This is a genomic window from Halomonas sp. HAL1, assembly GCF_030544485.1.
Taxonomy (GTDB): domain Bacteria; phylum Pseudomonadota; class Gammaproteobacteria; order Pseudomonadales; family Halomonadaceae; genus Vreelandella; species Vreelandella arctica.
Genome location: NZ_CP130610.1, coordinates 2,636,561 through 2,662,441, shown reverse-complemented (window position 1 = coordinate 2,662,441; position 25,881 = coordinate 2,636,561). Strand labels below are relative to the sequence as shown.

At 54.2% G+C, this 25,881-nt stretch carries 24 protein-coding genes and 4 tRNA genes; 15 read left to right on the top strand and 13 right to left on the bottom strand.

Annotated features, from left to right (window positions below):
• Positions 1-8 precede the first annotated feature (8 nt).
• The 3 genes from lapB to Q3Y66_RS12515 form a co-directional block, all read right to left on the bottom strand.
• On the bottom strand, positions 9-1,214 hold the full coding sequence (gene lapB, locus Q3Y66_RS12525; RefSeq protein WP_008959542.1) for a lipopolysaccharide assembly protein LapB: 1,206 nt from the start codon (positions 1,212-1,214) through the stop codon (positions 9-11).
• Positions 1,215-1,520, bottom strand: a complete 306-nt coding sequence (locus Q3Y66_RS12520) for a lipopolysaccharide assembly LapA domain-containing protein (protein WP_008959541.1) — start codon at positions 1,518-1,520, stop codon at positions 1,215-1,217.
• 98 nt (positions 1,521-1,618) lie between these two features.
• The gene (locus Q3Y66_RS12515; RefSeq protein ID WP_008959540.1) at positions 1,619-1,915 is read right to left on the bottom strand and encodes an integration host factor subunit beta; all 297 of its coding nucleotides are present in this window, start codon (positions 1,913-1,915) and stop codon (positions 1,619-1,621) included.
• Between the two features lie 206 nt (positions 1,916-2,121).
• On the opposite strand from Q3Y66_RS12515, the gene Q3Y66_RS12510 reads away from it, so the two are divergent.
• Both Q3Y66_RS12510 and Q3Y66_RS12505 read left to right on the top strand, forming a co-directional pair.
• A complete protein-coding gene (locus Q3Y66_RS12510) occupies positions 2,122-2,415 on the top strand; it encodes a succinate dehydrogenase assembly factor 2 (RefSeq protein WP_008959539.1) in 294 nt (97 codons plus the stop codon).
• The gene (locus Q3Y66_RS12505; RefSeq protein ID WP_238528590.1) at positions 2,375-2,806 is read left to right on the top strand and encodes a hypothetical protein; all 432 of its coding nucleotides are present in this window, start codon (positions 2,375-2,377) and stop codon (positions 2,804-2,806) included. Before Q3Y66_RS12510 ends, Q3Y66_RS12505 begins: the two co-directional genes overlap by 41 nt.
• 9 nt (positions 2,807-2,815) lie before the next feature.
• Here Q3Y66_RS12505 and nadB read toward each other — a convergent pair whose 3' ends face one another.
• The 7 genes from nadB to uvrY all read right to left on the bottom strand — a co-directional run bounded on the left by nadB (position 2,816) and on the right by uvrY (position 8,258).
• A complete protein-coding gene (nadB, locus tag Q3Y66_RS12500) occupies positions 2,816-4,399 on the bottom strand; it encodes an L-aspartate oxidase (RefSeq protein WP_008959537.1) in 1,584 nt (527 codons plus the stop codon).
• 238 nt (positions 4,400-4,637) lie between these two features.
• Positions 4,638-4,724 (bottom strand) — tRNA-Leu (locus Q3Y66_RS12495).
• Positions 4,725-4,797: 73 nt separating this feature from the next.
• Positions 4,798-4,871 (bottom strand) — tRNA-Cys (locus Q3Y66_RS12490).
• A gap of 77 nt (positions 4,872-4,948) precedes the next feature.
• Positions 4,949-5,023, bottom strand: a tRNA-Gly gene (locus Q3Y66_RS12485).
• 84 nt (positions 5,024-5,107) lie between these two features.
• Entirely contained in the window at positions 5,108-5,656 is a 549-nt protein-coding gene (pgsA, locus tag Q3Y66_RS12480; RefSeq protein ID WP_008959536.1) for a CDP-diacylglycerol--glycerol-3-phosphate 3-phosphatidyltransferase, read from the bottom strand.
• Between the two features lie 96 nt (positions 5,657-5,752).
• On the bottom strand, positions 5,753-7,567 hold the full coding sequence (gene uvrC / locus Q3Y66_RS12475) for an excinuclease ABC subunit UvrC (RefSeq protein WP_035587371.1): 1,815 nt from the start codon (positions 7,565-7,567) through the stop codon (positions 5,753-5,755).
• Between the two features lie 40 nt (positions 7,568-7,607).
• On the bottom strand, positions 7,608-8,258 hold the full coding sequence (gene uvrY, locus Q3Y66_RS12470) for a UvrY/SirA/GacA family response regulator transcription factor (RefSeq protein ID WP_008959534.1): 651 nt from the start codon (positions 8,256-8,258) through the stop codon (positions 7,608-7,610).
• Positions 8,259-8,464: 206 nt separating this feature from the next.
• Here uvrY and Q3Y66_RS12465 point away from each other — a divergent pair.
• Positions 8,465-8,540: transfer RNA gene (locus Q3Y66_RS12465), tRNA-Ala, on the top strand.
• Between the two features lie 89 nt (positions 8,541-8,629).
• Here the strand turns inward: Q3Y66_RS12465 and argF are convergent.
• Entirely contained in the window at positions 8,630-9,550 is a 921-nt protein-coding gene (gene argF, locus Q3Y66_RS12460; protein WP_008959533.1) for an ornithine carbamoyltransferase, read from the bottom strand.
• Between the two features lie 195 nt (positions 9,551-9,745).
• Between argF and grxD the strand changes: the two genes are divergently transcribed.
• The 8 genes from grxD to Q3Y66_RS12420 all read left to right on the top strand — a co-directional run bounded on the left by grxD (position 9,746) and on the right by Q3Y66_RS12420 (position 15,753).
• The gene (gene grxD, locus Q3Y66_RS12455; protein WP_008959532.1) at positions 9,746-10,096 is read left to right on the top strand and encodes a Grx4 family monothiol glutaredoxin; all 351 of its coding nucleotides are present in this window, start codon (positions 9,746-9,748) and stop codon (positions 10,094-10,096) included.
• Between the two features lie 140 nt (positions 10,097-10,236).
• A complete protein-coding gene (dnaX, locus tag Q3Y66_RS12450) occupies positions 10,237-12,186 on the top strand; it encodes a DNA polymerase III subunit gamma/tau (RefSeq protein ID WP_008959531.1) in 1,950 nt (649 codons plus the stop codon).
• Positions 12,187-12,245: 59 nt separating this feature from the next.
• Entirely contained in the window at positions 12,246-12,572 is a 327-nt protein-coding gene (locus Q3Y66_RS12445) for a YbaB/EbfC family nucleoid-associated protein (RefSeq protein ID WP_008959530.1), read from the top strand.
• Between the two features lie 3 nt (positions 12,573-12,575).
• The gene (recR, locus tag Q3Y66_RS12440) at positions 12,576-13,181 is read left to right on the top strand and encodes a recombination mediator RecR (RefSeq protein ID WP_008959529.1); all 606 of its coding nucleotides are present in this window, start codon (positions 12,576-12,578) and stop codon (positions 13,179-13,181) included.
• A 46-nt stretch (positions 13,182-13,227) separates the two neighbouring features.
• Entirely contained in the window at positions 13,228-14,361 is a 1,134-nt protein-coding gene (gene rnd, locus Q3Y66_RS12435; protein ID WP_008959528.1) for a ribonuclease D, read from the top strand.
• Positions 14,361-14,675, top strand: coding sequence for a YcgL domain-containing protein (locus Q3Y66_RS12430; RefSeq protein ID WP_008959527.1), 315 nt, complete (start codon positions 14,361-14,363; stop codon positions 14,673-14,675). The genes rnd and Q3Y66_RS12430 overlap by 1 nt, the downstream gene beginning before the upstream one ends.
• Positions 14,676-14,687: 12 nt before the next feature.
• Positions 14,688-15,263, top strand: a complete 576-nt coding sequence (locus tag Q3Y66_RS12425) for an ACP phosphodiesterase (protein ID WP_008959526.1) — start codon at positions 14,688-14,690, stop codon at positions 15,261-15,263.
• A 34-nt stretch (positions 15,264-15,297) separates the two neighbouring features.
• On the top strand, positions 15,298-15,753 hold the full coding sequence (locus Q3Y66_RS12420; protein WP_008959525.1) for a YcgN family cysteine cluster protein: 456 nt from the start codon (positions 15,298-15,300) through the stop codon (positions 15,751-15,753).
• 11 nt (positions 15,754-15,764) lie between these two features.
• Here the strand turns inward: Q3Y66_RS12420 and Q3Y66_RS12415 are convergent, their stop codons facing one another.
• Together Q3Y66_RS12415 and Q3Y66_RS12410 are read right to left on the bottom strand one after the other, a co-directional pair.
• A complete protein-coding gene (locus tag Q3Y66_RS12415) occupies positions 15,765-15,920 on the bottom strand; it encodes a hypothetical protein (protein ID WP_008959524.1) in 156 nt (51 codons plus the stop codon).
• 267 nt (positions 15,921-16,187) lie between these two features.
• Positions 16,188-18,281 carry a S9 family peptidase gene (locus tag Q3Y66_RS12410; RefSeq protein WP_008959523.1) on the bottom strand — a complete coding sequence of 698 codons (2,094 nt, stop codon included), beginning with the start codon at positions 18,279-18,281 and terminating at the stop codon, positions 16,188-16,190.
• A gap of 62 nt (positions 18,282-18,343) precedes the next feature.
• On the opposite strand from Q3Y66_RS12410, the gene Q3Y66_RS12405 reads away from it, so the two are divergent.
• The 4 genes from Q3Y66_RS12405 (at position 18,344) to hrpA (ending at position 25,800) form a co-directional block, all read left to right on the top strand.
• Positions 18,344-18,769: a hypothetical protein gene (locus Q3Y66_RS12405; protein WP_008959522.1), complete on the top strand. Its 426-nt coding sequence runs from the start codon at positions 18,344-18,346 to the stop codon at positions 18,767-18,769.
• Positions 18,770-18,815: 46 nt separating this feature from the next.
• Positions 18,816-19,595 carry a class II glutamine amidotransferase gene (locus Q3Y66_RS12400; protein ID WP_008959521.1) on the top strand — a complete coding sequence of 260 codons (780 nt, stop codon included), beginning with the start codon at positions 18,816-18,818 and terminating at the stop codon, positions 19,593-19,595.
• 208 nt (positions 19,596-19,803) lie between these two features.
• Complete coding sequence (locus tag Q3Y66_RS12395; protein WP_008959520.1) at positions 19,804-21,489, top strand: AMP-binding protein; 1,686 nt, start codon at positions 19,804-19,806, stop codon at positions 21,487-21,489.
• 291 nt (positions 21,490-21,780) lie between these two features.
• Positions 21,781-25,800 carry an ATP-dependent RNA helicase HrpA gene (hrpA, locus tag Q3Y66_RS12390; RefSeq protein ID WP_035587368.1) on the top strand — a complete coding sequence of 1,340 codons (4,020 nt, stop codon included), beginning with the start codon at positions 21,781-21,783 and terminating at the stop codon, positions 25,798-25,800.
• Positions 25,801-25,881: the final 81 nt, after the last annotated feature.

Here is a 25,881-nt window from a genome sequence, read left to right as displayed (position 1 = left end):
TTCTGTCGCTATTCACCTTCTACGCCGATAACTGGCTTGATAGTCCCCCAGTAGCGGCAACTGGGGCATTGCCACTGGAGCGCATCACTCGCAAATCCACAGTGTCGGCAGCGGTGGCGGGTGCGATTAAGCAAAAGCGCATCGGTGTGGTGTTTTAGTAGCAATAAACGCGTGTCAGGAGAGGATTTTCCGTTTAGCCGCTGGCTCTCAATATACAGGTCAATCAAATAATCCAGCCCGCCCAAGCTTGGCACTGCGCGCAACCGTTCGCCGATCAACTCAATGGCTTTGTCGACGCCGTCGCGCTGATGCACGAGCTGTCCTAGTGCAATAATAATGCTGGTGTAGGGCGCTTGCTCAAGCAGGCGGTAAAGGTGCGCCTCAAACCCCGCTACATCGTTACGACGCAAATAGGCATTTTTAAGAGCAGGCAGCATAGTAGGAATATGGGCTATTTCCTGGCGCGGGATATTATCTAATCGCTCAATAGCGCGCCCATAGTGGCCGTTATCCATCTCCAATTCAGCCAAGAGCAGGGTGGCGCGAACGCAACTTTCATCTAGCTGTAGGGCTTTTTTTAGATGCTTTTTAGCAAGCGCTCGACTGGCTTCGCTGATCTCCTCAATGGCCAGCTCGCACAGCCAATGCGCGGCAGGGCGACGCAGCTTGGGGTGCTGTTTAAACAGCGGTTGAATCACTTCCAATGCTTGGTGCCAGGCTTTTTCACGCTCTAATAAATCCACCAGTAGCTGTTTGGCAGCATAGCGGAGCTCATCGTTGCTGCTGTGCTCCAGCAGTGTGTTAAGAAGACGCTGTGCGCGATCGTGTACCCCCAGCGCCATGAAGTCTCGGGCAAGCTCCAGCTGAACCTGTTCATTGGTATGCTGCGACAGCGCAGGACGCGCTAAGAGGTTTTGGTGAATGCTGACCGCTTTATCCGCCTCGCCACGGGCGCGAAAAAGTTTGCCAAGAGCAATGTGGGTATCCACCGTATCGCTGTTAACGGCTAGCACGTTGATGAACGTGTTGATCGCTTCGTCGGGCTGCTCGTTAAGGAGGTAGTTTAGCCCGACAAAGTAATCTCTCGACAGTGCCTGTGAGGACGCTGAGGGCGGTTGAGAGCGATGTCGACGGCGTCCAGCTTGGTGGTAGCCCAAGCCATAACCGATGGCAATAGCGACCAACAATACGCTTAGCAGCGCGACATCCAGCATTTATGCTAGTTCCTTGAACTCCTGGGTGCGCAAGCTATCTAGCTCTTTGCGTTGCTGCTTATTATGGCGCTGGCTACGGGCCAATGTTGCTTTTAGGCGGACATACACACCTAACATGGCCAGCATGCCCAGTACGACGCCAAGCACCAGTGTCGCCAATAACCAAACAGAGAGCGATACGGCTGGCAGCTCCAGCCAAATAAGGTTCAAGGCAATCGTTTGCTGATTGTTAACGGCAAACAAAATACCTACGAGCACTACGATCAGCAAAATAACGGCCAGAATAAGCCCTTTGATCCAACGCATGTGAGTTTCCTAGTCTGTGACGTTCACGGTAGCGCTATTGTGTACGACTCAAGCGGCGGCGTCATCCCGCAGAAGGTCGGATAACGCAAAAGCCGCCTCTAATAGCCGAGTGCGCGACTAGCGTCTACCTGTTCACGTAGCTCTTTCCCAGGCTTGAAATGCGGCACATATTTGCCTTCAAGATCAACCGCATCGCCTGTTTTTGGGTTACGCCCTACGCGCGGTTCCCGGTAGTGCAAAGAAAAGCTGCCGAAGCCACGGATCTCAACGCGACCACCGCTGGCGAGAGAATCCGTCATATCGTCCAGGATAATACGCACCGCTGTTTCAACATCTTTGGCGGACAATTCCGGCTGACGCATCGCAATTTGTTCGATTAATTCAGATTTAGTCATCGGTTAGCTCCCTGCGAACATTGAAGGCCGTGACGCGCTCTCGGCCTCACTCACATCAAATTCAGCATACTGCTCAATTCAGTATAAAACAATTCAGATAAAACAAGGTTCTAGACTGATTAATAGCATAGGCGAAGGAGGGCGCTGGCGCGACCCCACAGCTTAGGTATACTGGTGCTTCATTTATTTGATCGGAGCGGCTGACGTTGAACGACGACAATTCCCCTGCAGCCATTTTGCGCAAACGGCTTTATTGGCACTCGCGTCGCGGTATGTGGGAGCTAGACCTTCTGCTAATTCCGTTTCTTGAACAGCGTTTTGATCATATTAGCGAAGCGGATCAACTGGCCTATCAGCAGCTAATTGAAGGTGAAGACCAGGACCTGTTTGTCTGGCTAATGCATCGAGAGTGGCCTGAAGAGCCTAGCCAGCGGCGTATCGTACAAATGATTGTTGAACATGCTGAAACCACCGATAATTCTGCCTATCGTACCCTCTAGGCAGTGGCGGTTAACGCAGTGCTGTCTGTTGATTGGAATAGCGGGGCTTAGCTACTGGGTTGGGGGCAAACCAGCGGTAGTGGCTGTAGCCGTGGTTGGGGGTGCTCTTGTGTGGCGTGGTTATCAGCGTCAACCGACAGGAGTGCTCTCTTTGATATCAACAGGCTCGCTGTTTTATGGCCGCTGGTTGCCGTGCGAGCAGCGGCCTGCTGAGAACGACCAGCCGCTGAACGAGCTTAACAATAAGGAGTATCAAGTGCGCTGCGACTATTTAGGGCCCTGGTTAATAGGGCTTTATGTTGGTAAGCAGCGGGTTTGGTTATGGCCTGATAGCGCTCCTTCTGAGCAATTGCGCGAAGTACGCAAGTTATTTCATCGGCCCGGCCAATAGTGCCGTGATCTAGCGCCTTTTTTCTAAATCTTGCAAAGTCAGTGTCGAAGCAGCGGCTATCGTCTGCTGCTGTGGCCAATCCGTGGTGTAGTGCAAGCCACGCGACTCATGCCGCTGTTGAGCCGCAAGTACCGTTAGGCGTGCTAACTGCAGGGCTTGATGTAAGCGTTTACCTTCCGGGGCTGCTAATGCGCTTTCTACTTCTTCCAGCGAATTTAACAGTACCTTCAGCTGCTTTTGAGCCGTATTTAGCCCTGTCGCGTTACGCACAATGGAGACATGCTGGCTCATGATGGCCCGCATGCGTTGGCGGATATCGCTAAGCATTACTGTGGGTAAAGTGGCTGTTGCCGGTAAGGCAGGGGGCTGAAATTTCTCTACGGGTGTGAGGTCATCTTGGGCCAGTAGAGCACGAGCACAACTGCGTGCAAACACTAGGCATTCTAGCAATGAATTGCTGGCCATCCGGTTGGCACCATGTAGGCCCGTGCAGGCCGTTTCGCCAATGGCATATAGGTTCATGACATGAGTGGCGCCTTGCAGGTTGGTTGCGACACCGCCGCAGCTATAGTGTGCCGCAGGTACTACCGGAATAGCTTGCTGGGTAATATCAATGCCGCGCGAGGCGCAATGGGCCAGAATGGTGGGGAAATGGAGGTGAATTGTCTGCTTGCCTAAATGGCGAATATCCAGCCATACATGGCCCCGCGTGCCGCGCTGTATTTCGGCGTCAATAGCACGAGCCACTACATCGCGGGGGGCGAGCTCTGCGCGTTGATCCAGCGCCAGCATAAAGCGCTGCCCATTTTCATTGAGCAAATGGCCGCCTTCACCGCGAACCGCTTCGCTAATTAAGAACGCCGGGCCTTCCGGATCAAAGAGGCAGGTCGGGTGAAACTGCTGAAACTCAAGGTTCATCAAGCAAGCGCCTAGTTCGGCAGCCATCATCATGCCTTCGCCGCTGCTAGGAGCTGGCGTGGTGGTGTGACGGTAAAGACCACTGGCCCCGCCGGTCGCTAATACAGTATGACGCGCAATGAGCGAGTGCCACTGCAGGTTAGCATCGCAGCCATAGGCGCCGCGGCAGGCGCCCTGTTCATCCTGCAGTAATCCCACCACGGTGAGATCGTTGCGCTGGGTAATGTTGGGGTGCTGCGCCACGTTGTTTAACAATGTATCCACCACGGCGCGGCCGGTGGCATCATCCGCGTGGATAATACGCCGGGCATTGTGGCCGCCTTCGCGGGTTAGGTGATAGGGGTAGCGTGCGGCGGGGTCGGTCTCTGGCGTAAAAGGAACGCCTTTATCAATCAGCCATTGAATAGCAGCAGGGCCGTGGGTGACAGTAAAGCGAACCGCCTCGACATCACATAACCCATCGCCTGCGATCAAGGTGTCGTTAATATGTGCTTCGAGATCGTCATCGGGCGAGAGAACGGCGGCAATACCACCTTGTGCCCAGCGGCTGGCGCCTTGGTCGTCTTGAGCGGGGCGAATTAAGGTGACTGTTTGATGATCAGCCATTTCAAGAGCAAGGGTTAGCCCTGCGACGCCACCGCCAATGATAAGTACATCGGATATTGGCGTGCTCATAGTGCCCGCTCCTTCATCATGCTTAAGATCTTGTAAACCGTGACTGTCGCTAGTTTCGCTTCGTGCTCATTGACAGAAGGCAGGCATCATAGCGTGGTGATACGCGTTTAGCGATATTTAGGCGTTGATAAATGCTTACAAGGTGCGGCGTGGAAAAAAAGGCCAGCGATTGCAAAAAAAGGGATATCAGAAAGGGGAGAAAGTGTTGCTAGGAGGGATAAAAAATGAAACTAAGAAATGGTGCCCGGAGCCGGACTTGAACCGGCACGGGGTTGCCCCCGAGAGATTTTAAGTCTCTTGCGTCTACCGATTTCGCCATCCGGGCAAAACATCGTAATGCTGTTTTAAAAAGAGGTCTTTAAAACATCACTACTACACACATCACTACTACACAAAGATGGAGGCTGGAGTCGGAATCGAACCGGCGTACACGGAGTTGCAGTCCGCTGCATAACCACTCTGCCATCCAGCCTCAAAAGTCGTTGAAGCGAGAAAGTAGATTCGACCGGGCTGGCGTTCCAGCTTACGACCTCGTCTTCAATTTCGCTTTGGAGCGGGAAAGGAGATTCGAACTCCCGACCCTCGCCTTGGCAAGGCGATGCTCTACCACTGAGCTATTCCCGCTCGACTCGAGGGCGAATTATACGGATCACCGCCAGCTTGTCAATCAATGAATTGGCGCGTGTTCATTATTTACTTATCAGCAGCTTACATTGAGCGGCTAAGATGTGGCCAGGCGGCTTTCAAGTACTGAATCATGGACCATAACGTGAGAATGGCAGCGGCATAGAGCACCATAATCCCTAACAGTGCAAATTCGTGCGCTGGTGGAAGCGCCAGCAAGATTAGCAGTGACACCATTTGTAGTGTTGTTTTCAATTTGCCCACCCAGGACACGGCCACCATGCCACGCTTGCCCATTTCGGCCATCCATTCACGCAGCGCCGAAATGACAATTTCACGACCAATAATCACCAGTGCTGGGAGCGTGAGTACCAGAGTGTCATAGCGCTCTATTAATAGCGCCAGGGCCACGACGACCATAAGTTTGTCGGCCACCGGATCTAGAAAAGCGCCAAATGGCGTTGACTGATTCCAGCGCCGCGCTAAATAGCCATCCAGCCAGTCGGTGACGGACGCTAATGCAAATAGGCCTGCCGCTAAAGGCATGCTCCAACTGAAGGGCAGATAAAACAGCACCACTAGCAGCGGAATAAAGGCGATTCTCGCCAGTGTCAGTATGTTGGGTATATTCATCGCAGGGTGCGATCCTTGCCGGAAAATCAGAGGATTCGAAGTGTCTGGCGCTTATTCTATCCCCCTTGGCCGATAGCATCTATGCCAAGAGGCGGTTTATCCATTGAGCGCCCGGTAAATGCTCTCGGCTAGCGAGGCATTAATACCTGGAACGCGGGCGAGTTCATCGCGGCTAGCCTTTTGTACGCCCTGCAGACCGCCAAAGAAGCGCAGCAGCTCACGCCTGCGCTTGGGGCCGATGCCTGGAATATCCTGAAGTGTCGAGGTGCGTCTCGCTTTATCGCGCTGGGCGCGGTGGCCGGCAATGGCAAAACGGTGTGACTCATCGCGAATGTGTTGGATTAAATGCAGGGCCGGTGAGGCCGGATCCAAATCAAGCGGATTGTCCGCTGTTTCCAAAAACAGGCTTTCAAGCCCCGCCTTACGCGTGGTGCCTTTGGCGACGCCCAATAGAATGATATTGGTGATCTCAAGCGTTTTAAATACCTCACGTGCCATGTTGAGCTGCCCTTTACCACCGTCAACGATCAATATGTCGGGGGCCACCGCTTCCCCACTTTTCACCCGTTTAAGGCGCCGTGTGAGCGCTTGCTGCATGGCGGCGTAGTCATCACCCGCGGACACGCCTTCAATGCGGAAATGGCGGTAATCGCTTTTACGTGGACCTTGATGGTCAAACACCACGCAAGAAGCAACCGTCGCTTCCCCATGGCTGTGACTGATATCAAAACACTCCAGGCGTTGAGGCGTTTCTTCCAAGCCGAGTGCTTTCTGTAGTGCGGTAAAGCGCTGAGTAAGCTGCGTTTGATTGGCAAGCTGCGATGCTAGCTGTTGCTCAGCGTTGGTGATCGCAAGCTGTTGCCACTGGGCGCGGTGGCCGCGGACTTGGCTGGTGACGCGGATGCGCTTACCCGCCTGCTGCGTCAACGCTTCGGCAATCAGCTCACTATCGTCGAGTGGGTGGCTGGTAATGACTTCGCTAGGAACGTTATGCGGTTGGCCAAAATAATATTGGCTAACCACTTCAGTGAGCAGTGTCTCTAGCGGTAAATCTAGATCGTTTTTAGGCGTGTGATGGCGAGCCCCCAGCAGGCGTCCGTCGCGCACACTTAACACTGAAACACCTAGCGCACCGGGTCGCTGTGCCAGGGCAAAAATATCCGCATCACCACCGCCTGTATCGACGAACTGACGCTGCTGAAGCTGTCGCAGCTGCTGTACTTGATCGCGTAGGCGAGCGGCTTCCTCGAAGTTCAGCGCTTGGCTGGCCGCTTCCATTGCCTCCATCAATTCTTGGGTGACATTTTCGCTTTTGCCTTCCAAGCACATCACCGCATGTTCAACGTCGCGCTGGTAATCCTCGGCGGAAATATAGTCGACGCAAGGAGCGCTACAGCGCTGAATTTGATACTGCAAGCAGGGGCGCGAACGGTGCGCAAACACGCTGTCTTCGCAGTTCCGGATATGAAATATTTTTTGCATCAGCGCTAGGCTTTCCCGTACCGCACCACTGCTGGGGTAAGGGCCTAAATAGCGACCATCGTCGCTACGTTGACGAGCGCGTTTATACTCAAGTGCCGGGTAAGGGTGACGGTCGGTGACAAAGACAAAGGGGTAGGACTTATCATCGCGCAACAAAATGTTGTAGGGCGGACGCAGTTGCTTAATCAGCGTCTGTTCGAGCAACAGGGCTTCAGTTTCAGTCCGCGTCACGGTGACCTGAACGTCGGCGATGCGTCCGACCATGGCCTGGGTTTTGGTATTCAGCTGGCCACGGAAATAGCTGGCAAGGCGCGCTTTTAAGCGCTTTGCTTTGCCCACATAGAGCGTGTTGCTTTGTTCATCAAGCATGCGATAAACACCAGGAGAGGTACTTACCGAGCTTAGAAACTGTTTTGCATCAAAGGTCATATCAGCGTGTCGGTACCCGATAACAGCAGGGAAAATTGAGTTATATCTGGGCGGCGTCAAACCCCTCGACTAACCCGTGGCGGAGCGCTAAATGAGTGAGCTCAACGTCAGTAGCAATCTGTAGTTTATCAAACAGTCGATAGCGATAGGTATTTACTGTTTTAGGGCTTAAGTGCAGGCGATCTGAGATGTCTTGTACGCGTTGGCAGTTAACAATCATCAGGGCAATCTGTAGCTCACGGTGGGAGAGGTGGCTAAACGGATTATCCTCATTGGTAAAGTGTGAAAGGGCTAAGCGTTGCGCAATTTCCTGACTGACATAACGCCGACCATGAAATACTTGGCGTATGGCGTCGGTCATCTCTATTGCGTCTGCGCCTTTGCTTAAAAATCCTGAGGCACCAGCTTCCAGCATGCGACGCAGTACGCTGTCTTCCATGTGCGCGGTCAAGATCAATACCTTGACGTCCTCCATTGTGCGGTGAATGCGGCGTGTCGCTTCCAGCCCGCCGATGCCCGGCATGCGAATATCCATTAGCACAATGTCGGGCTTCAAATGGCGACACTGTGTCACTGCATTTTCACCGTCGTCGACCTCGCCCACAATTTTAATGTCACACTCTTCGTTTAGCAGGTGCGCAATGCTGGTTCTTACTAAATGATGATCATCGGCGATAAGTACACTGATCAATGGATAGGCTCCTGCATGGAAACATCGTGGGCTCAGGCGTTGGCCTTGTACGCTACTTTATATTGCTGACTACATATCTTGCTAACGACATATAGAGTGCCACAGCTGGCGACAAAGGAGAATTAGTCAACGCTGGTGGTTCAAAAACTTGACCGAGGTAAATGTTCATCGTAGTATCCGCCTCGCTGTCGAAAAGAGCAGCATGTGGGGCCTTAGCTCAGCTGGGAGAGCGCAACACTGGCAGTGTTGAGGTCAGCGGTTCGATCCCGCTAGGCTCCACCAAAATTAAATATAATCCTGAGAATATTTATCAGGATTATAGAAAAAAGCCTCGTTGATTAAACGAGGCTTTTTTTCGTCTTCGGTAAAAATTACTCAGCAACCCTGCCCAGCAGTAAGAACTCGATCAGCGCTTTTTGTGCATGTAGGCGGTTACCGGCTTCCTGCCAAACAACGGCGCGGGGGTCATCAAGCAGCGTCTGGCTGATCTCTTCTCCGCGGTGTGCTGGCAGGCAGTGCAGGAACAGCACCTCTTGATTCGCCTGATCAAGCATCGCTTCGGTTACCTGGAAGCCAGCGAAATCCGCCTCACGTTTGGCCTGTTCTTCTTCTTGGCCCATGGAGGCCCAGACATCGGTGGTGATCAGGTCGGCGTCTTTGACCGCTGCTTGCGGGTCATGCAGCAATGTTATCTGGTCACCAGCGGCCGCCATGATGTCGGCGCGTGGCTCGTAGCCTTTCGGGCAGCATATGCGCAAATGAAAACCGAACTGACGGGCCGCATTGATCCAGGAGTGGCACATGTTATTACCATCACCAATCCATACTGCCGTGCGTCCCTTTACACTGCCGCGTAGCTCGGTCCAGGTCATTACGTCGGCTAGCAACTGGCAGGGGTGATAGTCATCACTCAGAGCGTTAATAACCGGCACGCTGCTGGCGCTGGCGTAGGCCTCCAGGCCTGCGTGGGAGAAGGTGCGGATCATTACCGCATCGACCATTTCCGACAGTACGCGAGCGGTATCTTCGATCGGCTCGCCGCGGCCTAGTTGGGTGTCGCGAGGGGAGAGAAATAGCGCGTGACCACCAAACTGTGCCATGCCCGTTTCGAATGAAACACGCGTACGTGTTGACGATTTTTCAAAGATCATCGCCAGGGTGCGGTTGGGTAAGGGTGTATAAACAGGGCCTTGGGCTTTAAGGTTGGTCTTGATGGTAATGGCGCGCTGGATCAAATAATCCAGCTCATCCGGGGTCAAATCCAACAACGTCAGGAAATGGCGTGTCGCCATAAGAGCTTCTCTCCACGCAAAAACACTATCCTAGCTATGCAGCAGGGGATGCGCAACGCGAACGGCATGCGTAGAATAGCCCCACACGTTAAAGCCGAGCGCTTTACTCAGGTACTTTTTAAACTGCTACGCTCTAGTGCTATGTTTCAAGAACGTAGAGAGTGAGCATCGGCCATCAATAAGCGAGGAAATAGTATGAGCACTACCGCCGAAAACATTCAGCGTCAAATCAGCGAAAACCCGATCCTTATTTTCATGAAAGGGTCGCCACAGTTGCCTCAGTGCGGGTTTTCCGCCCAGACCGTGCAAGCCTTGATGAGCTGCGGTGAGCGCTTTGCATTCGTTAATGTTCTGGATAACCCGGACATCCGCGCGGAACTGCCTAAGATTGCTAACTGGCCGACATTTCCTCAGTTATGGGTAGAAGGCGAGCTAGTCGGTGGCTGTGACATCGTGGTGGAAATGCATCAAAACGGTGAGCTGGAAAAACTGGTGAAAGCAGCTGCCGAGCGCGCTGGTGCTGCAGAGGGTGGTGACAACGCTTAAGTGTTGTTGAGCACTCCGCCCTAAGCGGTTGGCGGGCTATGGTGCAACCGCTAGAATGACACATTGTTATGCACCGTGGCACTTACCTTGCGCTGTCTTCAGCGCGAGGTAAGTTAGCCCGCTGAAGGAAGTACAGCTTCATGAGCTATCAGGTTCTGGCCCGCAAGTGGCGACCCCGCACATTCCACGAACTCGTTGGTCAGGCCCATGTTCAACGCGCCTTGGTAAATGCCCTTGACCAGGGGCGTTTACATCATGCGTATCTTTTTACAGGTACCCGTGGGGTGGGTAAAACCACCTTGGCGCGCATACTCGCCAAATGTTTGAATTGCACGGCCAACGGGCGTGGTGATGAAGGCATTACCTCTACCCCCTGTGGGCAGTGCGATAGCTGCCAAGCTATTGATGAAGGACGCTTTGTTGATCTGATTGAGGTCGATGCAGCCTCTCGAACCAAGGTGGAAGATACCCGCGAGCTACTCGATAACGTTCAGTACGCGCCGACCCAAGGGCGCTACAAGGTGTACCTGATTGATGAGGTGCACATGCTCTCCACCAGCAGCTTTAATGCGCTGCTGAAAACGCTTGAAGAGCCGCCTCCTCACGTTAAATTCCTACTGGCGACCACCGATCCGCAAAAGTTGCCGCCGACGGTGCTCTCGCGCTGCCTGCAATTTACCCTCAAGCATATGCCACCTGAGCGCGTAGTGGAGCACCTCACTTACGTACTAGGGGAAGAGGGCGTTGCATTTGATGAGAGCGCGTTGTGGCTGCTGGGCAAAGCAGCCGAAGGTTCAATGCGCGATGCCATGAGCCTGACCGACCAAGCCATCGCGTTTGGTCAGGGGGCGGTTCGCCATGCGGATGTGGCTGCTATGCTGGGCACCTTGGATCATCGTCATATTCTTGGGCTTGCTGAAGCCCTGGCCGATGTGGATGTGCAGCGCTTACTGGCCGAAGTGGCTGAGTTGGCAGAACAAGGGCCCGACTTTGCCGCGGTGCTAGATGAGCTTTCAAGCATTCTGCACCGCTTAGCGGTGGCGCAAATGGTGCCGGACGCTGTCGATAATAGCCACGGTGACCGCGATGTTATTCTGCAGCTAGCGAGCCGCTTTACCGCCGAGGATATTCAGCTCTATTACCAAATCGGTATTCAGGGCCGCGGGGATATGGTGCACGCGCCGGATCTGCGCAGCGCCTTGGAGATGACGCTGCTGCGCATGCTGGCGTTTCGTCCTCAAGGCGTGCCGAAACCGCCACGTACGCCGCTGCCCCTGCGTCGCGAGCCTACAGGCGAGGCAGCGTCAGAAACGAATGCTCACGTTCTCGCGCCTGCCACGGTTGCATCAGCGCCAGCGCCCACGCCAGAAACGAAAACAACGCCTGACGTTCAGTCCATTCCAGAAGCGCAGTCCACGCCAGAAGCACAGTCAGAACCCCAGCCCGAGCCCCCACCTGCTGCTGAAGAGGGGGCGCCGTTACAAGAGCTCCCTCCTTGGATTGTCGAGAATGAAACACCATCGTCAGAGGTTGGCGCGCCTGATCAAGGCCCCGAGTCCGCGGCTATGGTTGAGCCAGCGCCTGTAGCGGAATCAACAACAGCGCCGGAACCGGTTTCATCGCCAGCGCCCGAGTTGACAGCTGATCCTGCTCCTGCGCAGGAGGAACCTGCTTCGGTGGCCCCGGCTGGTATGCTGGACAACGCAAAATGGTTGCAATGCTTTGATGCACTCGGGTTGGGCGGTTTGACGCGAAATCTAGCAGGCAACTGTTTGGTCGAGAGTGATGATGGCACGCTGTTGACCCTTCGCCTGGATCCTAGCCAGGAGGCCATGCGGGCGGAGGTGCACCAAACACGTATTGAACGGGCGCTAAAAGAGCAGGGCATGCCGCGGCGAATAGCGTTTTACGTGGCTGAGTTGTCTAATAGCCTGGAAACACCCCGGCAGCGCGAAGAGCGTCTTAATCAAGAGCGGCATGCCCAGGCGGTTGATCTACTCAATCACGATCCCCATGTACAGAAATTACAGCAGGCGTTTGGGGCAAAGCTGATAGAATCCAGCGTTAAGCCAGCCGGTGAAATGCGCTAAGCTGTCTCACATACCATCGCAATATCGACCTATCTTTTAACCACGTTGGAGACTAGACCATGCTTAAAGGTGGAATGGGCAACTTGATGAAACAAGCCCAAGAGATGCAGGAAAAAATGCAGCAAGCCCAGGAAGAAGTCGCCAAAGCCGAAGTGCAGGGCGAGGCGGGTGCCGGTATGGTCAAGGTCACGATGAATGGTCGGCACGACGTGTCAAACGTGACCATTGACCCCAGCGTTATGGAAGAAGACAAAGAGCTTTTGGAAGATTTGTTAGCCGCGGCAGTCAACGATGCGGTGCGTAAATTGGAAGTTAGCTCTAAAGAAAAAATGGAAGAAGCGACCGCTGGCTTGAGCCTTCCGCCCGGCTTTAAGATGCCGTTCTAAGCAATGCGTTTTTCTCCTCTCGTTGAGCAGTTGATGGATGCTTTTCGCGTACTGCCAGGCGTTGGGCCTAAAACGGCCCAGCGCATGGCGATGCACCTGCTTGAGCGTGAACGCCCAGGGGGGCAGCGACTCGCTGCAGTTATTCAACAAGCCATTGAAGAAGTCGGCTATTGTCAACGTTGCCGCACGCTCACTGAAGCCGACATCTGCATGCTGTGCGAAAGCCTACGCCGCGATGATGCGTTGCTGTGTGTGGTGGAGTCACCTGCCGATCAGTTAGCGATTGAAGAGGCCGGAGGCTTTAAAGGCCGCTATTTTGTACTGCACGGTCACCTTTCGCCGTTAGATGGCATTGGCCCAGAATCGATTGGTTTGGATTTGTTAGAAGCACGTGTCGCCGAAGGGCTCGTCGAAGAAGTGGTGTTGGCGACGAACCCTACTATCGAGGGGGAGGCGACAGCTCACTATATTGCCTCACAGTTAGCAGAATATGGCGTCAAACTCTCGCGGCTTGCCTATGGCGTCCCGATGGGCGGTGAGCTGGAGTATGTTGATGGCGGTACCTTGAGTCGCGCGTTTAATGGTCGCCTGCCTTTTGCCAGCGAATAAGCCTATCTAAACGCAAGCGCTTCAGCGCTTGCGCCAACTTGGAAGAATGCTTTTGTCCTCTCTTACTCCCTCTTTTCAATGGCTTGATACTCCAGAGGCGCTTGATGCTGCGTGCGATCAAGTAGCCGATGCTTCTGTGATTGCTCTGGATACCGAGTTTTTCCGAGAGAATACGTTCTTTCCAGTGCCTGCGTTGATTCAGTTCACCGCGGGTGAAGAGGCTTATCTGATTGATCCGGTGGCTGTCCCGTGTACTGATAAATTCCGTGCTCTACTGCAAAACAGGGCGATTAAGTTACTCCACTCCTGTAGCGAGGACCTGGAGGTTTTTCAGCACTGGGCAGGGGTGTTACCCGTACCTTTAATTGATACCCAGGTAGTACAAGGCTTTTTGGGTGAAAATCCAGGAATGGGGTATCAAAAACTGGTCGAATTTTGGGTCGGTGAAACGCTGCCTAAAGAGGAAACACGCTCAAACTGGCTAGTGCGTCCGCTGTCGCCTGCGCAGTGCCATTACGCCGCGCTGGACGTTATCTATTTATTAAAAGTCTGGACGCTACAGGCTGAAAAGCTCACTACGCTAGGCCGTCGCGAGTGGGTGGATGCTGAGTGCGCTAGCTTGATTGAGCAGGCCGGCCGTAGCGTTGATAACGATCAACAGTGGTATACCCGTCAACGCCAATTATGGCGCTTACTGCCCCGTCAAATGGAAGCGTATCGGCTGATGACTACGTGGCGTGAAGGCGAAACACGCCGTCGCGATTTGCCACGCAATTGGCTCATTAGCGATAAGTTACTGTTCGCCATCGCCGAAAAGATGCCCAGCAACCGCTTCGAGCTCGCTGAAGTGGAAGGCGTTAAGCCGGTGCTAATTAAAAAAGAGGGTGATGCTCTTTTGGCAATGGTGAAGCAGGCGCAGCATTGCGATGAAGCATCACTGCCGACACGTTGGCCAGACCCTATGCATCCATCATTTAAAACGCGCTTTAAGGCACTTAAAAAAGCGGTGACGGCGAAAGCCAATGACTTAGGTGTGGCACCGGAAATGCTGCTGCGCCGCCGTGATATTGAAACACTGGTGATGCAGGACTTGGCGGGCGAGCCTTGCACCTGGCCGAGCGGTTGGCGGGGAGAATATTTGAATGCTGCGCTGGCCCAGGCCCTTGAGGAGCGACCATAATGAGCGACAAAATGATTTGCGAGGTGTTCAAAAGCTCCCGTAAAGATGAAATGTATTTGTACGTAGATAAACGTCAAGGATTGGCAAATATTCCAGAGCCACTGCTGGAAACGTTTGGTAAGCCGGTGCCGGTTTTTACCATGCTGCTAACAGCTGATAAAAAATTGTCACGTGTTAATGCGGCCGATGTGGTCGAAGGTATTAACGATAAAGGCTTCTATTTACAGATGCCACCGCCTAAAGAGGCCTACTTGCTCGACGTACATCGCGCCCATGTGGCCTCGCATTCTAATGCGCGTTCTGACAATGAGTAGCGTCAGCTTTACATGAACTTTCTTGCCCATGCTTGGCTCGTCAGGGCGGGTAGCGATGATTTTCTCTACGGCAATTTAATTGCCGATGGGGTTAAGGGGCGCGACTTAAGTGAATGGCCGGCGGCCACGGCGCTAGGCATTCGCCATCATCGCCGGGTGGATGCCTGGGTGGATAGTCATCCGAGCGTTGTGAATGCGCGGCGACGCGCCCCGCCTGCTCAGCGCCGCTATGCGGGCATTGCGCTCGACATGGTGTGGGATCATTTTCTGGCCCGTGATACGGCGGGGCAGGCTGACCAGGAAGTGATTGTAAAACGCTGCTATCGACTGCTCTTAGCACGCTCTGCGCCGAACCGGCTGGCGGGCATGGTGCCATCACTTGTCGAGCACGACTGGTTAAGAGGCTACGCTGATTTTGCGTTTACCTGCCGCGCTGTTGCAGGAATCGGCCAGCGATTGTCTGGCCCGAATCAGCTTGCCGCTCTGGTGCCCTGGCTGCGCGACGATTACCAAGCGCTAGAGGACGATTTTCAGGCTTTATGGCCAGCGCTGTTGGCAGAATTAAGCCACACTGATACACCACTATAGGACGTGTTTCTGTGTGGTAGTGAAGGAGAAAACGATGGAAACCGCGATGCGTGAGCGTTTTTGGGAGCGCTATACCCTAGAAGAGTTGACGCCCCAGGAGTGGGAAGCGCTATGCGACGGCTGTGGGCAGTGCTGCCTGCTAAAGTTGCACGACGAGGATACCCAGGAACTGGCAGTACTGAACGTAGCTTGCCGCCTGCTGGATACCCATAGCTGCCAGTGCAGCGATTATGCGAACCGTTTTAAAACGGTTCCCGACTGCACCCAGCTTACTCCCGCCTTGGTCAAGGAGTTCACTTGGTTACCACAAAGCTGTGGTTATCGGCGGGTGGCAGAGGGGCGCAAGCTGGCGGGCTGGCATCCGCTGTTAAGCAATGACGCCGAACGGGTTCACCGTAAAGGCATCAGTGTGCGTGGTTTTGCTGTTTCTCAAGATGAGGTACCTGAGCAGCAGCTGGAGTCACACATCATTGCCGTGCTGCCGATGTAATCCCTTACGTTTTAAGCGCTGGGCTGGCGCTTTGGGGTATCCCAAATAGATAAAAACGCTTCTTTAACCGGTGAAAGTGCTTTTTTAGCTGGCGCCTGGCTAGCGGGTTTGGCGCTAGTTTTACGAGGAGCGTCCCAAATTGTCGGGAAGTGATCTTGGTATTTCATGGCTTCTATTGACTCCTAAAGAGCTGTCATAAGCATTGGGCTTATAAATGAGCTTATAAAACGAGCTTATAAATCGGGCTTACAGACAGGGACTAGACGTTAGTGTATGCGACTAAGGTGTAGTATGACGCAGAGCCGTGAGCGAGTGAATAGTTTGTGGAAAATATTTTCATAAAACTTTTCATCAAATTAAGTCTAGTTATTAAAAAGCAGCGCCGTAGCACTGCCAAGAAGTAGAAATAAGTTATAATTAGCAATTTATGTCAGCTAAGTTTGAGAGTGCTTTGCCAACCCCAACGCCCAAAGAATAAACGCATCTTGCCGCGCCGTATCGCGCCAGGCTTTGAAACGCCCCGATGCGCCACCGTGTCCGCTGCTCATATCCGTACGCATTAGCACCGGCGCTGAACCCTGCTGCTGCCGTGATACCTGGGCATAAAACTTGGCTGGCTCCCAGTAGCTGACTCGGGTATCAAACCAGCTGCCTTCAATCCACAGGGCTGGGTAAGCCTGCGCCGTGATATTGTCGATAGGGGAGTACGCGGCTATTCGCTTGGCCACTTCTGGGTCTTCGGGGTTCCCCCACTCGCTGTACTCTGCGGTCGTCAGGGGAAGTTCCGGATTCTGCATGGTGCGCAGCACGTCCAAGAAGGGCACATCCAGCAGGGCGGCGCAGAATGCATCAGGTGCACGGTTAATGCAGGTGCCAACCAGTAGCCCACCTGCGCTGGCGCCATAGGCAACGACATGCCGCGGATCACTGACGCCTTGCTCAACCAGTGCCTCGCGCGCTGCCAGGAAATCATGGAAGCTGTTTTCCTTATGGGCCATCTTGCCGTTTAAATACCAAGGTTCACCGCGCTCACCGCCACCTCGCACGTGAGCAACAGCAAAAGCTGCGCCGCGCTCTAGTAACTCTAACCGGGCGATAGAGAACCAAGGATCTAGCGCCTCGCCATAAGCGCCGTAGCCATACAGCAGCGTGGGTAAAGGCTGATTCGCTAGGTCGGCGCGCATGACCACCGATACCGGTACTTGCTCACCGTCATGGCTGGTGGCCCATAGGCGCTTACTGATTAATTGCTCAGGCTGAAGATTGCCGTAAACGGGGGCACGTTTGAGTAGCGTTCGCTCGCCGCTGGTGAGATCAAGCGCGAACCAGCTGGGCGGCTGGGTAAACGACTCTTCGCGCAAGCGCAGTATCTGGCTATCAAAGTGCGGTGCATCTTCCAACAGTTGTGAACATGGCTGTTCGGGCAGGGCAAGATACTCATCCAATGTGCAGGCATGCTGCGCGTCAAACACTAATCGCCTTAAACGCACCTGCGCTTGGTCATGGTCGCGCTCACCCAGCATCAGACCCCAGGAGAACGCATCAACGCCTTCAAGCGTGGCCTCTTCCCGGTGAGCGATTAAGGTTAGCCAGCTCAATTGACGCTGGCCAAGCTGGCTTTCCGGTAGATAATCAAGCTGAAAATGAGCGCCTGCCTGATTATGCAGGCGATAAAAGCTGCCTGGGCGATGGTCGATGCTGTACTCGACGCCGGCCTGGCGGGGCTGGATACAGAGCGGCGTTGCTGCCGGCGTATGTGCTGGCAGCAAGTGAATCTCACTGGTGTCCTTTGAGCCGCTTTCGAGCAGCAACCATGACCGTGAACGTGTTTTGCCAATGCCAATCCAAAACTCTGGATCCTCCTCGCGCAGCACCAGCTCAGGCGCCAACGAGGCCCTGGGGTTATCCAGGCGTAGCGGTATGCGCCATACGCTGTCGGGGCGCTGGGTGTCATCAAAGCGGGTAAAGAGTAGGGTGGCTGTGGTGGCCGTTTGGTCTTCTGCCCAGCATAGGCCAGCGCCAATATCGCTAAGTAGTTGAACGGGTGCCCCGTTGGGTAAGGCTTTCAACCAGAGCGTAAAACGTTCGTCTCCTTGGGTATCTTCTGTCCACGCTAGCCACTGCTCGTCGGGTGAAAGCGCCATGTCGCCCATGTCGTAAAAGTCATGCTCGGCGGCGCGGGCGCTAACATCGAAGAAGCATTCATATTGCTCAGGTTGGTTATTGGGGTGACGCCACCAGCTTGGGTAGTCGTCTTTGGCGCCGGTCTTGCTCCAGAACGTAAAGTGATCAAGTGGGGTCTTAAGACTAGTGATGGCTAATTCGCGCCGCGCTAGATGGCCCTGGTATAACGCTTCTTCTAGCGGGGCTAGCGGGGTAAACCAATCGGCTTGTTGCTGGTTGGCGGCTTCTAAAAAGTCGCTCACTTCAGTGTTTTCGCGCTCTTCTAACCAGTGCCATTGCGGGTCATTAGCGCGATAATATCGCGCAGCGGGTAAGCCTGATTGTATGCCTAGCTGTGCTTTCATAAATTGATAGGTACCATAACGGGAAATCAACGTCGGGTGAGTTCACCCACATGAGGGGTATTATGCTGTTTGCAAATTCAACATCACTGCTGTGGTTGAGTTATTACGGTCTGTCGCTGTTAGTGATTGTCGCGGTCTACTTTGCGTTTACTTTCCTGCCTCGCTTGCCGCGCTTAGTGATGACGTGGGCTGTCGCTGGAGCGATATGGACACCCGCCAGTTTCCGGTTGCCGTTGATTGAAGAGGGTGAATTCTATACCGGTTGGGCACCTTCGGCGATGGTGGCAGCGGTTGGCTTTCTAGAAAATAACGGATCAGCGCTGCGTGGCGGGCTGATGTGGCTGGTGTTGGGTATGGCGCTAGGCGCGCTTATTGGTGTCGCCCTGTGGTGGTGGCGTCGTTCTAGCAATGCTGAGTATGTGACACAAGAAGAGGAACCTAATGATGACCAGCCGCCTTCTCGTCGTCGTGAACCGGTGATTGGTTAATGAGCCTCTTAACCAGCTGTTCGGTGTTTAAGCATGTGTGAAGCGTATGTGTGAACTGCTTGGCATGAGCGCCAATGTGCCTACGGATATCTGTTTTAGCTTTTCGGGCTTTTTGCATCGTGGTGGGGGCACCGGCCCCCACCGCGATGGATGGGGCATCGCCTTTTATGAAGAGGGCGGTTACCGCGATTTTCGTGATCCCCATCCCTCAGTTGACTCGCCCATCGCGAGGCTAATTTGCGACTATCCCATTAAGTCTAACGTGGTGATCAGCCACATTCGTCAAGCGAATGTGGGCGGCGTAAAGCTTGCCAATACCCATCCTTTCACCCGTGAAATGTGGGGGCGCCCCTGGTGCTATGCGCATAATGGCCAATTAAGCAGCTGGGAGAGTCTTGCGTTAGGAAACTACACGCCGGTTGGCAGCACTGATAGCGAGCACGCCTACTGCTGGTTAATGGGGGAGCTGCGCCGTACTTTTCCAACGCCGCCTGCGGAACCCGAAGTTCTTTGGGAACGGTTGCATCAGCTATGTGAGCAACTCAGGGCATTGGGCGTCTTTAACATGCTGCTCTCTGATGGATGCTATTTATATACGTTTTGCGCCACCAAACTAGCCCATATTACTCGCTGCGCGCCTTTTGGTGATGCGGAACTTTCTGACGCTGAAATGACGGTGAATTTTGCCGAACATACCACGCCTGACGACATCGTTTCAGTGATTGCCACTGAACCTCTCACCCACAACGAAGCCTGGCAGCGCATGGTGCCGGGTGAGCTATTGGTATGGCGCGACGGAGAAATCCAGGCGCGTTACTGTCCATAAACGAACGAACTACTAAATTGTAATGAGAGAAGCAGCCAATAAAGCGAACCCGACCATGGGCTAAAGTTGAAACGTAAGTTTCAATCGATCGTTTTACAGCCTGTTGTAGGTCGTATATCGTTGGGCTTCTTAACTTATTTTTCAGACAGAGCTTAGCGACAACAACAAGGTCGGTGACTTACGCCGACACCAATAGCGGAGATTGCCCATGAGCGAACACGCCAACGCCGCCGTTTTACGTGGCCCAGCGCTTGAAGGGTTGGATCAATACGATTCAGTCACGGATGTTTTTCATACCGCAGTAGAGCGTTTTAAGGACAAGCCTGCGTTTTCCTGTATGGGGAAAACGCTAACCTTCGCCGACCTTGACCGCCTGTCAGCAGACTTTGCCGCTTGGCTGCAGCACGAAACCGACCTCGTGCCCGGGGATCGAATCGCGATCCAGCTACCTAACGTACTGCAGTTTCCGGTGGCGGTATTTGGCGCGCTTCGGGCGGGGCTGGTGGTGGTCAATACCAACCCGCTATATACCGAGCGGGAAATGGCTAACCAGTTCAAAGACTCCAATGCTAAAGCCATTTTAATCTTGGCCAACATGGCGGATAAGCTGGAGAAAGTGCTCGATAAAACAGACATCAAACACGTGCTAGTCACGCAATTAGCTGACTTGCACGATGTGCCCAAGCGCTGGCTAATCAATGCAGTGGTGAAGCACGTTAAAAAAATGGTGCCGGCCTATTCGCTACCCAGTGCAATTGGCTTTCGCGATGCGCTGAAAAAAGGTGCCTCGTTAAGCCATACCGAGGTCAAGAGAACGCATGATGATCTAGCTGCGCTTCAATACACCGGGGGTACGACGGGAATGCCGAAAGGGGCGATGCTGACCCATCGTAATCTAATCGCCAATATGCTCCAGGCCCGCGAAGCCATTGGCGCCCATTTAACCGATGGCGAAGAGCTAGTCATTGCGCCGCTACCGGTTTATCACATCTACACATTTACCGTTAACTGCTTATTTTTAATGGAAACGGGCAACCACTCTCTGTTGATTACCAATCCTCGCGATTTGGATAGCTTTGTCAAAGAGCTTAAGGGATTGCCGTTCACCGCTTTCATCGGCCTCAATACGCTGTTTAATGCGCTATGTAACCGGGACGATTTCAAGCAGCTCGATTTCTCCAAGCTGAAACTGACAATCTCAGGCGGCATGGCGCTGACGAAAGCGGCGGCGCAGCGCTGGGAACAAACCACAGGTTGTCCAATTTCCGAAGGTTACGGCCTAACGGAAACCTCGCCTATCGTAAGCTTCAATCCCACCGATGCGATTCAGTTGGGCACCATAGGTAAACCGGTTGCTGGTACTGCTGTGAAAGTCGTTGATGCGGATGGTAATGATGTGCCAATGGGCGAACCTGGGGAGCTGTGCGTTCAAGGGCCTCAGGTGATGAAGGGTTACTGGCAGCGTGAAGATGAAACCCGCGTTTCTATTGATGGAGATGGCTGGTTCCACACCGGTGATATCGCCGTGCTGCAGGATGATGGCTATATCCGCATCGTGGATCGTAAAAAAGACATGATCCTGGTCTCCGGCTTCAATGTTTATCCTAACGAAGTCGAGGATGTGGTAGCTGCCCACCCGGACGTTCTTGAATCGGCAGCGGTGGGTGTGCCGGACGAAAATGCTGGCGAAGCGATTAAGCTGTTTGTGGTGAGCAAAAATAGCCAGCTTGATGAGAAAACGCTGCGTGACTGGTGCAAAAAAGAGCTAACCGGCTATAAAGTGCCTAAAATCATCGAGTTTCGAGATGAGCTGCCCAAAACCAACGTGGGCAAAGTACTTCGCCGCCAGCTGCGCGACGAAGAGCCTTCAAAAACGTCATCAGATAGTCATTAATAAACACTCGATTAGCGGGCGAGGGCAGGTTGTAACAAGGGTCTTTCGCCATGGCCGGAAAATATTCCTGACAATTCCGGCATTTCCGCCATCCATGGCGGTCAGGTGGCGAAAGTAGCGCCCACGGACGGGTTCACAGCGCCCTTGTGGAGACCTGGACTCGCCCACTTTCTGTTTGCTTTGTGGTTAGGCGTCGTGGAGATGAAAGCGTTACACTATACGACCCGCTCAATTGAGCGGGTTGATTTTTTATATCTCTAGCTAAATGTCTCTTGTTAAATGCCCAAGTGAATGGAAGCCGACTCAATCGTGACCACCGACACATCCCCAGCCCCTACCGATAGCCAACGTCTCGCGTCGCTGCAACAGGCGGCAGGGAGTGTGATGCTGCGCGATGCAGAGCGGCTGGAGCGTCGCTTGGCGGGCTTATATCGCCGTCAGCGCGACAACAAGCCCATCAGCCGTGGTTTGGATGAAGTGCAGCGTGAACTCGACCGTTCTCAGCAACAGCTTAGCCTGCGTGAAACCCAGCAAGTCGCGCTGAACTATCCCCCCGAACTACCGGTAGTTGAACGCAAAGAAGACATCGTTAACGCGATACGCGACCATCAAGTGGTGGTGGTGGCAGGGGAGACCGGGTCAGGCAAAACCACCCAGCTACCTAAAATGTGTCTGGAGCTTGGACGTGGTCGCCGCGGTTTGATTGGTCACACCCAGCCGCGTCGTCTGGCTGCCCGCAGCGTTGCAGGGCGTTTGGCTGAAGAGCTGCAGGTCTCTCTCGGCGACCAAGTAGGCTATCAGGTGCGCTTCACTGACCAGAGCAGCCCGAGTACGTTGGTTAAATTGATGACTGATGGGATCTTGTTGGCCGAGACCCAGCACGATCCGCTGCTGCTGCGCTACGACACCATCATTATCGATGAAGCCCACGAACGTAGCCTCAATATCGATTTTCTGCTCGGCTATTTAAAGCGTTTGCTACCTAAGCGCCCCGACCTGAAGATCATCATTACCTCAGCGACAATCGACGTCGATCGCTTTGCTAAACACTTTGGCACTGCGACAACCCCCGCCCCGGTCGTGGAAGTCACCGGACGTACTTATCCTGTTGAAGTGCACTATCGTCCGCTAATACGTGACGACGAGGATGAGGAAGACCGCACGCTGCAAGAGGGAATCCTGCACGCGGTGGGTGAGATCGAAGCTATTGAGCGTGAGAAAGGCTGGCTGCATGGCCCCCGGGATGTGCTTGTGTTCTTACCCGGCGAGCGTGAAATTCGTGAAACCGCCGATATTCTGCGCCGGGCTGATTTAAAGGGTACCGAGATTCTGCCGCTTTACGCCCGACTCTCCAATGAAGAGCAGAATCGTGTGTTTGCGCCTCATCGAGGGCGGCGTATTGTGCTGGCCACCAACGTCGCGGAAACTTCGCTAACGGTGCCGGGCATTCGCTACGTGATCGACCCAGGGCTGGTGCGTATCAGCCGCTATAGCTACCGCTCCAAAATACAGCGTCTACCGGTAGAAGCGGTCAGCCAAGCCAGCGCCAATCAGCGCAAGGGGCGCTGTGGCCGGATCGCCGAAGGCGTGTGTATTCGCCTCTACAGTGAAGAAGATTTTCTATCTCGGCCTGGTTTTACCGACCCCGAAATTCAGCGCACCAACTTAGCGTCGGTGATTCTCTCGATGCTGGGGCTTAAACTGGGTGATATTGAGGCGTTTCCCTTTGTAGATCCCCCCGATAGCCGCTTTGTTAAAGATGGCTTTCGGCTGCTGTTCGAGCTGGGTGCCGTCGATGAGCGGCAGCATCTCTCGCCGCTTGGCCGAAAGCTTGCGCGGCTGCCGATTGACCCACGCCTAGCGCGCATGGTGTTGGCGGGCGCCGAATTCGGCAGCCTGCGCGATGTATTGATCGTGGTGTCGGCGCTGGCTATTCAAGACCCGCGTGACCGGCCTGCTGACAAACGACAAGCTGCGGATCAAGCCCACCAACGCTGGCACGATCCTGATTCAGATTTTGTCGCCTTGCTGAACCTCTGGCACGGCATTGAGAACGCCCGTGAGGCCCTGTCGGGCAATCAACTGCGCCGCTGGTGCCGCGATCACTACATCAACTACCTGCGCATGCGCGAGTGGCACGATACCTTCCGCCAGCTACGTCAGCTGCTGCGAGATATGGATATCGACGTACCCGCGCCGCCTGTACGTGATGAAGAAGAGAGCGAAGAGCAGGCTAAGCAGGCACGCCGTAAAACCTCCGGTAAAGTTCACCAGGCGCTGCTTTCAGGGCTACTCTCCAATTTGGGTACGCTGGTGGAGAACCGCGAGTATCTCGGCGCCCGCAATCGCAAATTTATGATCCACCCCGGCTCTGGATTGGCCAAGAAGTCGCCCAAATGGATCATGGCGTTTGAGATGGTGGAGACCTCCAAGCTATTTGCCCGCACCGTGGCCAAAATCGAACCGCAGTGGATTGAGCCCCAGGCGCAGCACTTGGTTAAGCGCAGCTACAGCGAACCGCATTGGGAGATGAAACGCGCCCAGGTAGTGGCCTTTGAGCAGGTCACACTGTTTGGACTGCCGATTGTGGCGCGGCGCCGGGTGCACTACGGGCCAGTCGCGCCCCAGGAGTCCCGAGAGCTGTTTATACGCCGGGCGCTGGTGGAAGGGGAGTTTCACACCAAAGGGGCCTTCTTTGCCCATAACCGCGCGCTGATTGATGAAGTCGAAGCTCTGGAAGACCGTGCTCGGCGGCGGGATATTCTGGTCGATGAAGATACGCTGTTTGATTTTTACGATCAGCGGATTCCGGCCGACATTGTCAACGGCAAGGGCTTTGAGCACTGGCGCAAGCAGGCCGAGCAGCAAGACCCGCAATTACTGCATTTTGATATCGATTCGCTTAAAGCACGCGATGCGGACGACATTACCCAAGCGCAGTATCCTGATCATTTAACCCTTGCTGGCGTCGCCTATCCGGTGAGCTATCACTTTGATCCGGAAGCTGAAGATGACGGTGTCACCCTGACCGTTCCCGCCGCTATGCTGCCGCAAGTGCCGGTGCATGCGCTGGAGTGGGTGGTGCCGGGGCTGTTACGCGAAAAGTGTATTGCGCTGCTGAAGTCGCTGCCAAAAAGCATTCGTCGCCAAGTGGTGCCGATCCCAGACTGGGTGGATGCCGCGCTGGAAACCTTGGTGCCCGATCAACGCCCGTTAACCGAGGCGTTAGGAGAATTTATTCGCCGCCGGACATCAACGCGGGTGCATCTGGACGACTGGCGCTTAGATTTGCTCGAACCGCATTTGATCATGAATATTCGCGTGGTGGATCATGCGGGAGAAACCCTTGGTCAGGGGCGTGATCTACGGGCGCTGGAACAGCGCTTTGAGGCAGCCGCCAGTGCTGGCGCCCAGGCGTTAGCCGAACAGGTGAGTTCTGAACCTGCTGTTGCTGGTTTGCCTAAATCGCCGTTGCCTGCCTCTCGCGTGACCACTCAAGCAGGTATTCGTGTTGAGGCGTATCCTGCGCTGGTCGTTGAAACCAGGGGCGCCGAAGCCAGCGAGTTCAAGGTAGCGCTGTTCGATCACCCTGCAAAAGCTGACGCCGCGCACCAGGAGGGCATCGCTCGACTGGCGATTGCCAAGCTGCCCGAACAGGTTAAAGCGATCAAGCAACTGCCAGGCGTGGAGAAGTGTGCGCTGCTATTTGCCAAAGTAGGCAGCAAGCAAGCTCTGATTGACGACCTGCTGCTAGCGGTGTTTACCCAGGTCGTCGCTCAGCACCCGCTGCCGCGCTCAGAAGGGGAGTTCAGTGAGCGACTGACCGCTACTCAGAGTCTGCTCGTTGAAGAAGCCAAAGCATTGCTGGTGAAAGTAGAAGCCGCACTGCAAGGGCATTTGGCAGTCAGTAAGGTGCTAAAAGGTAAGCTCAATTTTGCCTTGGCGCTGGTGTACAGCGATGTTAGCGCACAGATGCAGCGTTTGGTTTATCAAGGGTTTATACGCGATGCGGGCGAGTGGCTGGATGAATATCCACGCTACACCGAGGCGGCGCTACTTCGGCTCGAAAAAGCCGCTCGTGAACGTGGCCGAGATCAAATGATGATGCAGGATGTTCAGGCATTAGAGGCCCGTTTTGATGCTCGTCGAAAAAGTGAGCGGCGAGGGAGTGTCGAAGACCCGACGTTAGTGACCTTTGGCTGGTGGTTGCAAGAACTCAGGGTGTCGCTCTTTGCACAGCAGTTGGGTACCCGTATGCCCGTATCGGTGAAACGCCTTGAAAAGCGTTGGCAAGAGATTGTCAGCGTTTAGCAAGTGGTTGAAAAAAGGTGCTGGAAAAAGCGCTATTTTACGCACACAGTAACGTTATGGGTTCGTCGCAGGTTATGCGCT

Bases quoted from the DNA above. Each gene is read 5' to 3' on its own strand.
- lapB (WP_008959542.1), bottom strand. From the start codon at position 1,214: ATGCTGGATGTCGCGCTGCTAAGCGTATTGTTGGTCGCTATTGCCATC.
- Q3Y66_RS12520 (WP_008959541.1), bottom strand. From the start codon at position 1,520: ATGCGTTGGATCAAAGGGCTTATTCTGGCCGTTATTTTGCTGATCGTA.
- Q3Y66_RS12515 (WP_008959540.1), bottom strand. From the start codon at position 1,915: ATGACTAAATCTGAATTAATCGAACAAATTGCGATGCGTCAGCCGGAA.
- Q3Y66_RS12505 (WP_238528590.1), top strand. From the start codon at position 2,375: ATGCTGAAACCACCGATAATTCTGCCTATCGTACCCTCTAGGCAGTGG.
- nadB (WP_008959537.1), bottom strand. From the start codon at position 4,399: ATGAGCACGCCAATATCCGATGTACTTATCATTGGCGGTGGCGTCGCA.
- pgsA (WP_008959536.1), bottom strand. From the start codon at position 5,656: ATGAATATACCCAACATACTGACACTGGCGAGAATCGCCTTTATTCCG.
- uvrC (WP_035587371.1), bottom strand. From the start codon at position 7,567: ATGACCTTTGATGCAAAACAGTTTCTAAGCTCGGTAAGTACCTCTCCT.
- argF (WP_008959533.1), bottom strand. From the start codon at position 9,550: ATGGCGACACGCCATTTCCTGACGTTGTTGGATTTGACCCCGGATGAG.
- grxD (WP_008959532.1), top strand. From the start codon at position 9,746: ATGAGCACTACCGCCGAAAACATTCAGCGTCAAATCAGCGAAAACCCG.
- dnaX (WP_008959531.1), top strand. From the start codon at position 10,237: ATGAGCTATCAGGTTCTGGCCCGCAAGTGGCGACCCCGCACATTCCAC.
- Q3Y66_RS12445 (WP_008959530.1), top strand. From the start codon at position 12,246: ATGCTTAAAGGTGGAATGGGCAACTTGATGAAACAAGCCCAAGAGATG.
- recR (WP_008959529.1), top strand. From the start codon at position 12,576: ATGCGTTTTTCTCCTCTCGTTGAGCAGTTGATGGATGCTTTTCGCGTA.
- rnd (WP_008959528.1), top strand. From the start codon at position 13,228: ATGCTTTTGTCCTCTCTTACTCCCTCTTTTCAATGGCTTGATACTCCA.
- Q3Y66_RS12430 (WP_008959527.1), top strand. From the start codon at position 14,361: ATGAGCGACAAAATGATTTGCGAGGTGTTCAAAAGCTCCCGTAAAGAT.
- Q3Y66_RS12425 (WP_008959526.1), top strand. From the start codon at position 14,688: ATGAACTTTCTTGCCCATGCTTGGCTCGTCAGGGCGGGTAGCGATGAT.
- Q3Y66_RS12420 (WP_008959525.1), top strand. From the start codon at position 15,298: ATGGAAACCGCGATGCGTGAGCGTTTTTGGGAGCGCTATACCCTAGAA.
- Q3Y66_RS12415 (WP_008959524.1), bottom strand. From the start codon at position 15,920: ATGAAATACCAAGATCACTTCCCGACAATTTGGGACGCTCCTCGTAAA.
- Q3Y66_RS12410 (WP_008959523.1), bottom strand. From the start codon at position 18,281: ATGAAAGCACAGCTAGGCATACAATCAGGCTTACCCGCTGCGCGATAT.
- Q3Y66_RS12405 (WP_008959522.1), top strand. From the start codon at position 18,344: ATGCTGTTTGCAAATTCAACATCACTGCTGTGGTTGAGTTATTACGGT.
- Q3Y66_RS12400 (WP_008959521.1), top strand. From the start codon at position 18,816: ATGTGTGAACTGCTTGGCATGAGCGCCAATGTGCCTACGGATATCTGT.
- Q3Y66_RS12395 (WP_008959520.1), top strand. From the start codon at position 19,804: ATGAGCGAACACGCCAACGCCGCCGTTTTACGTGGCCCAGCGCTTGAA.
- hrpA (WP_035587368.1), top strand. From the start codon at position 21,781: ATGGAAGCCGACTCAATCGTGACCACCGACACATCCCCAGCCCCTACC.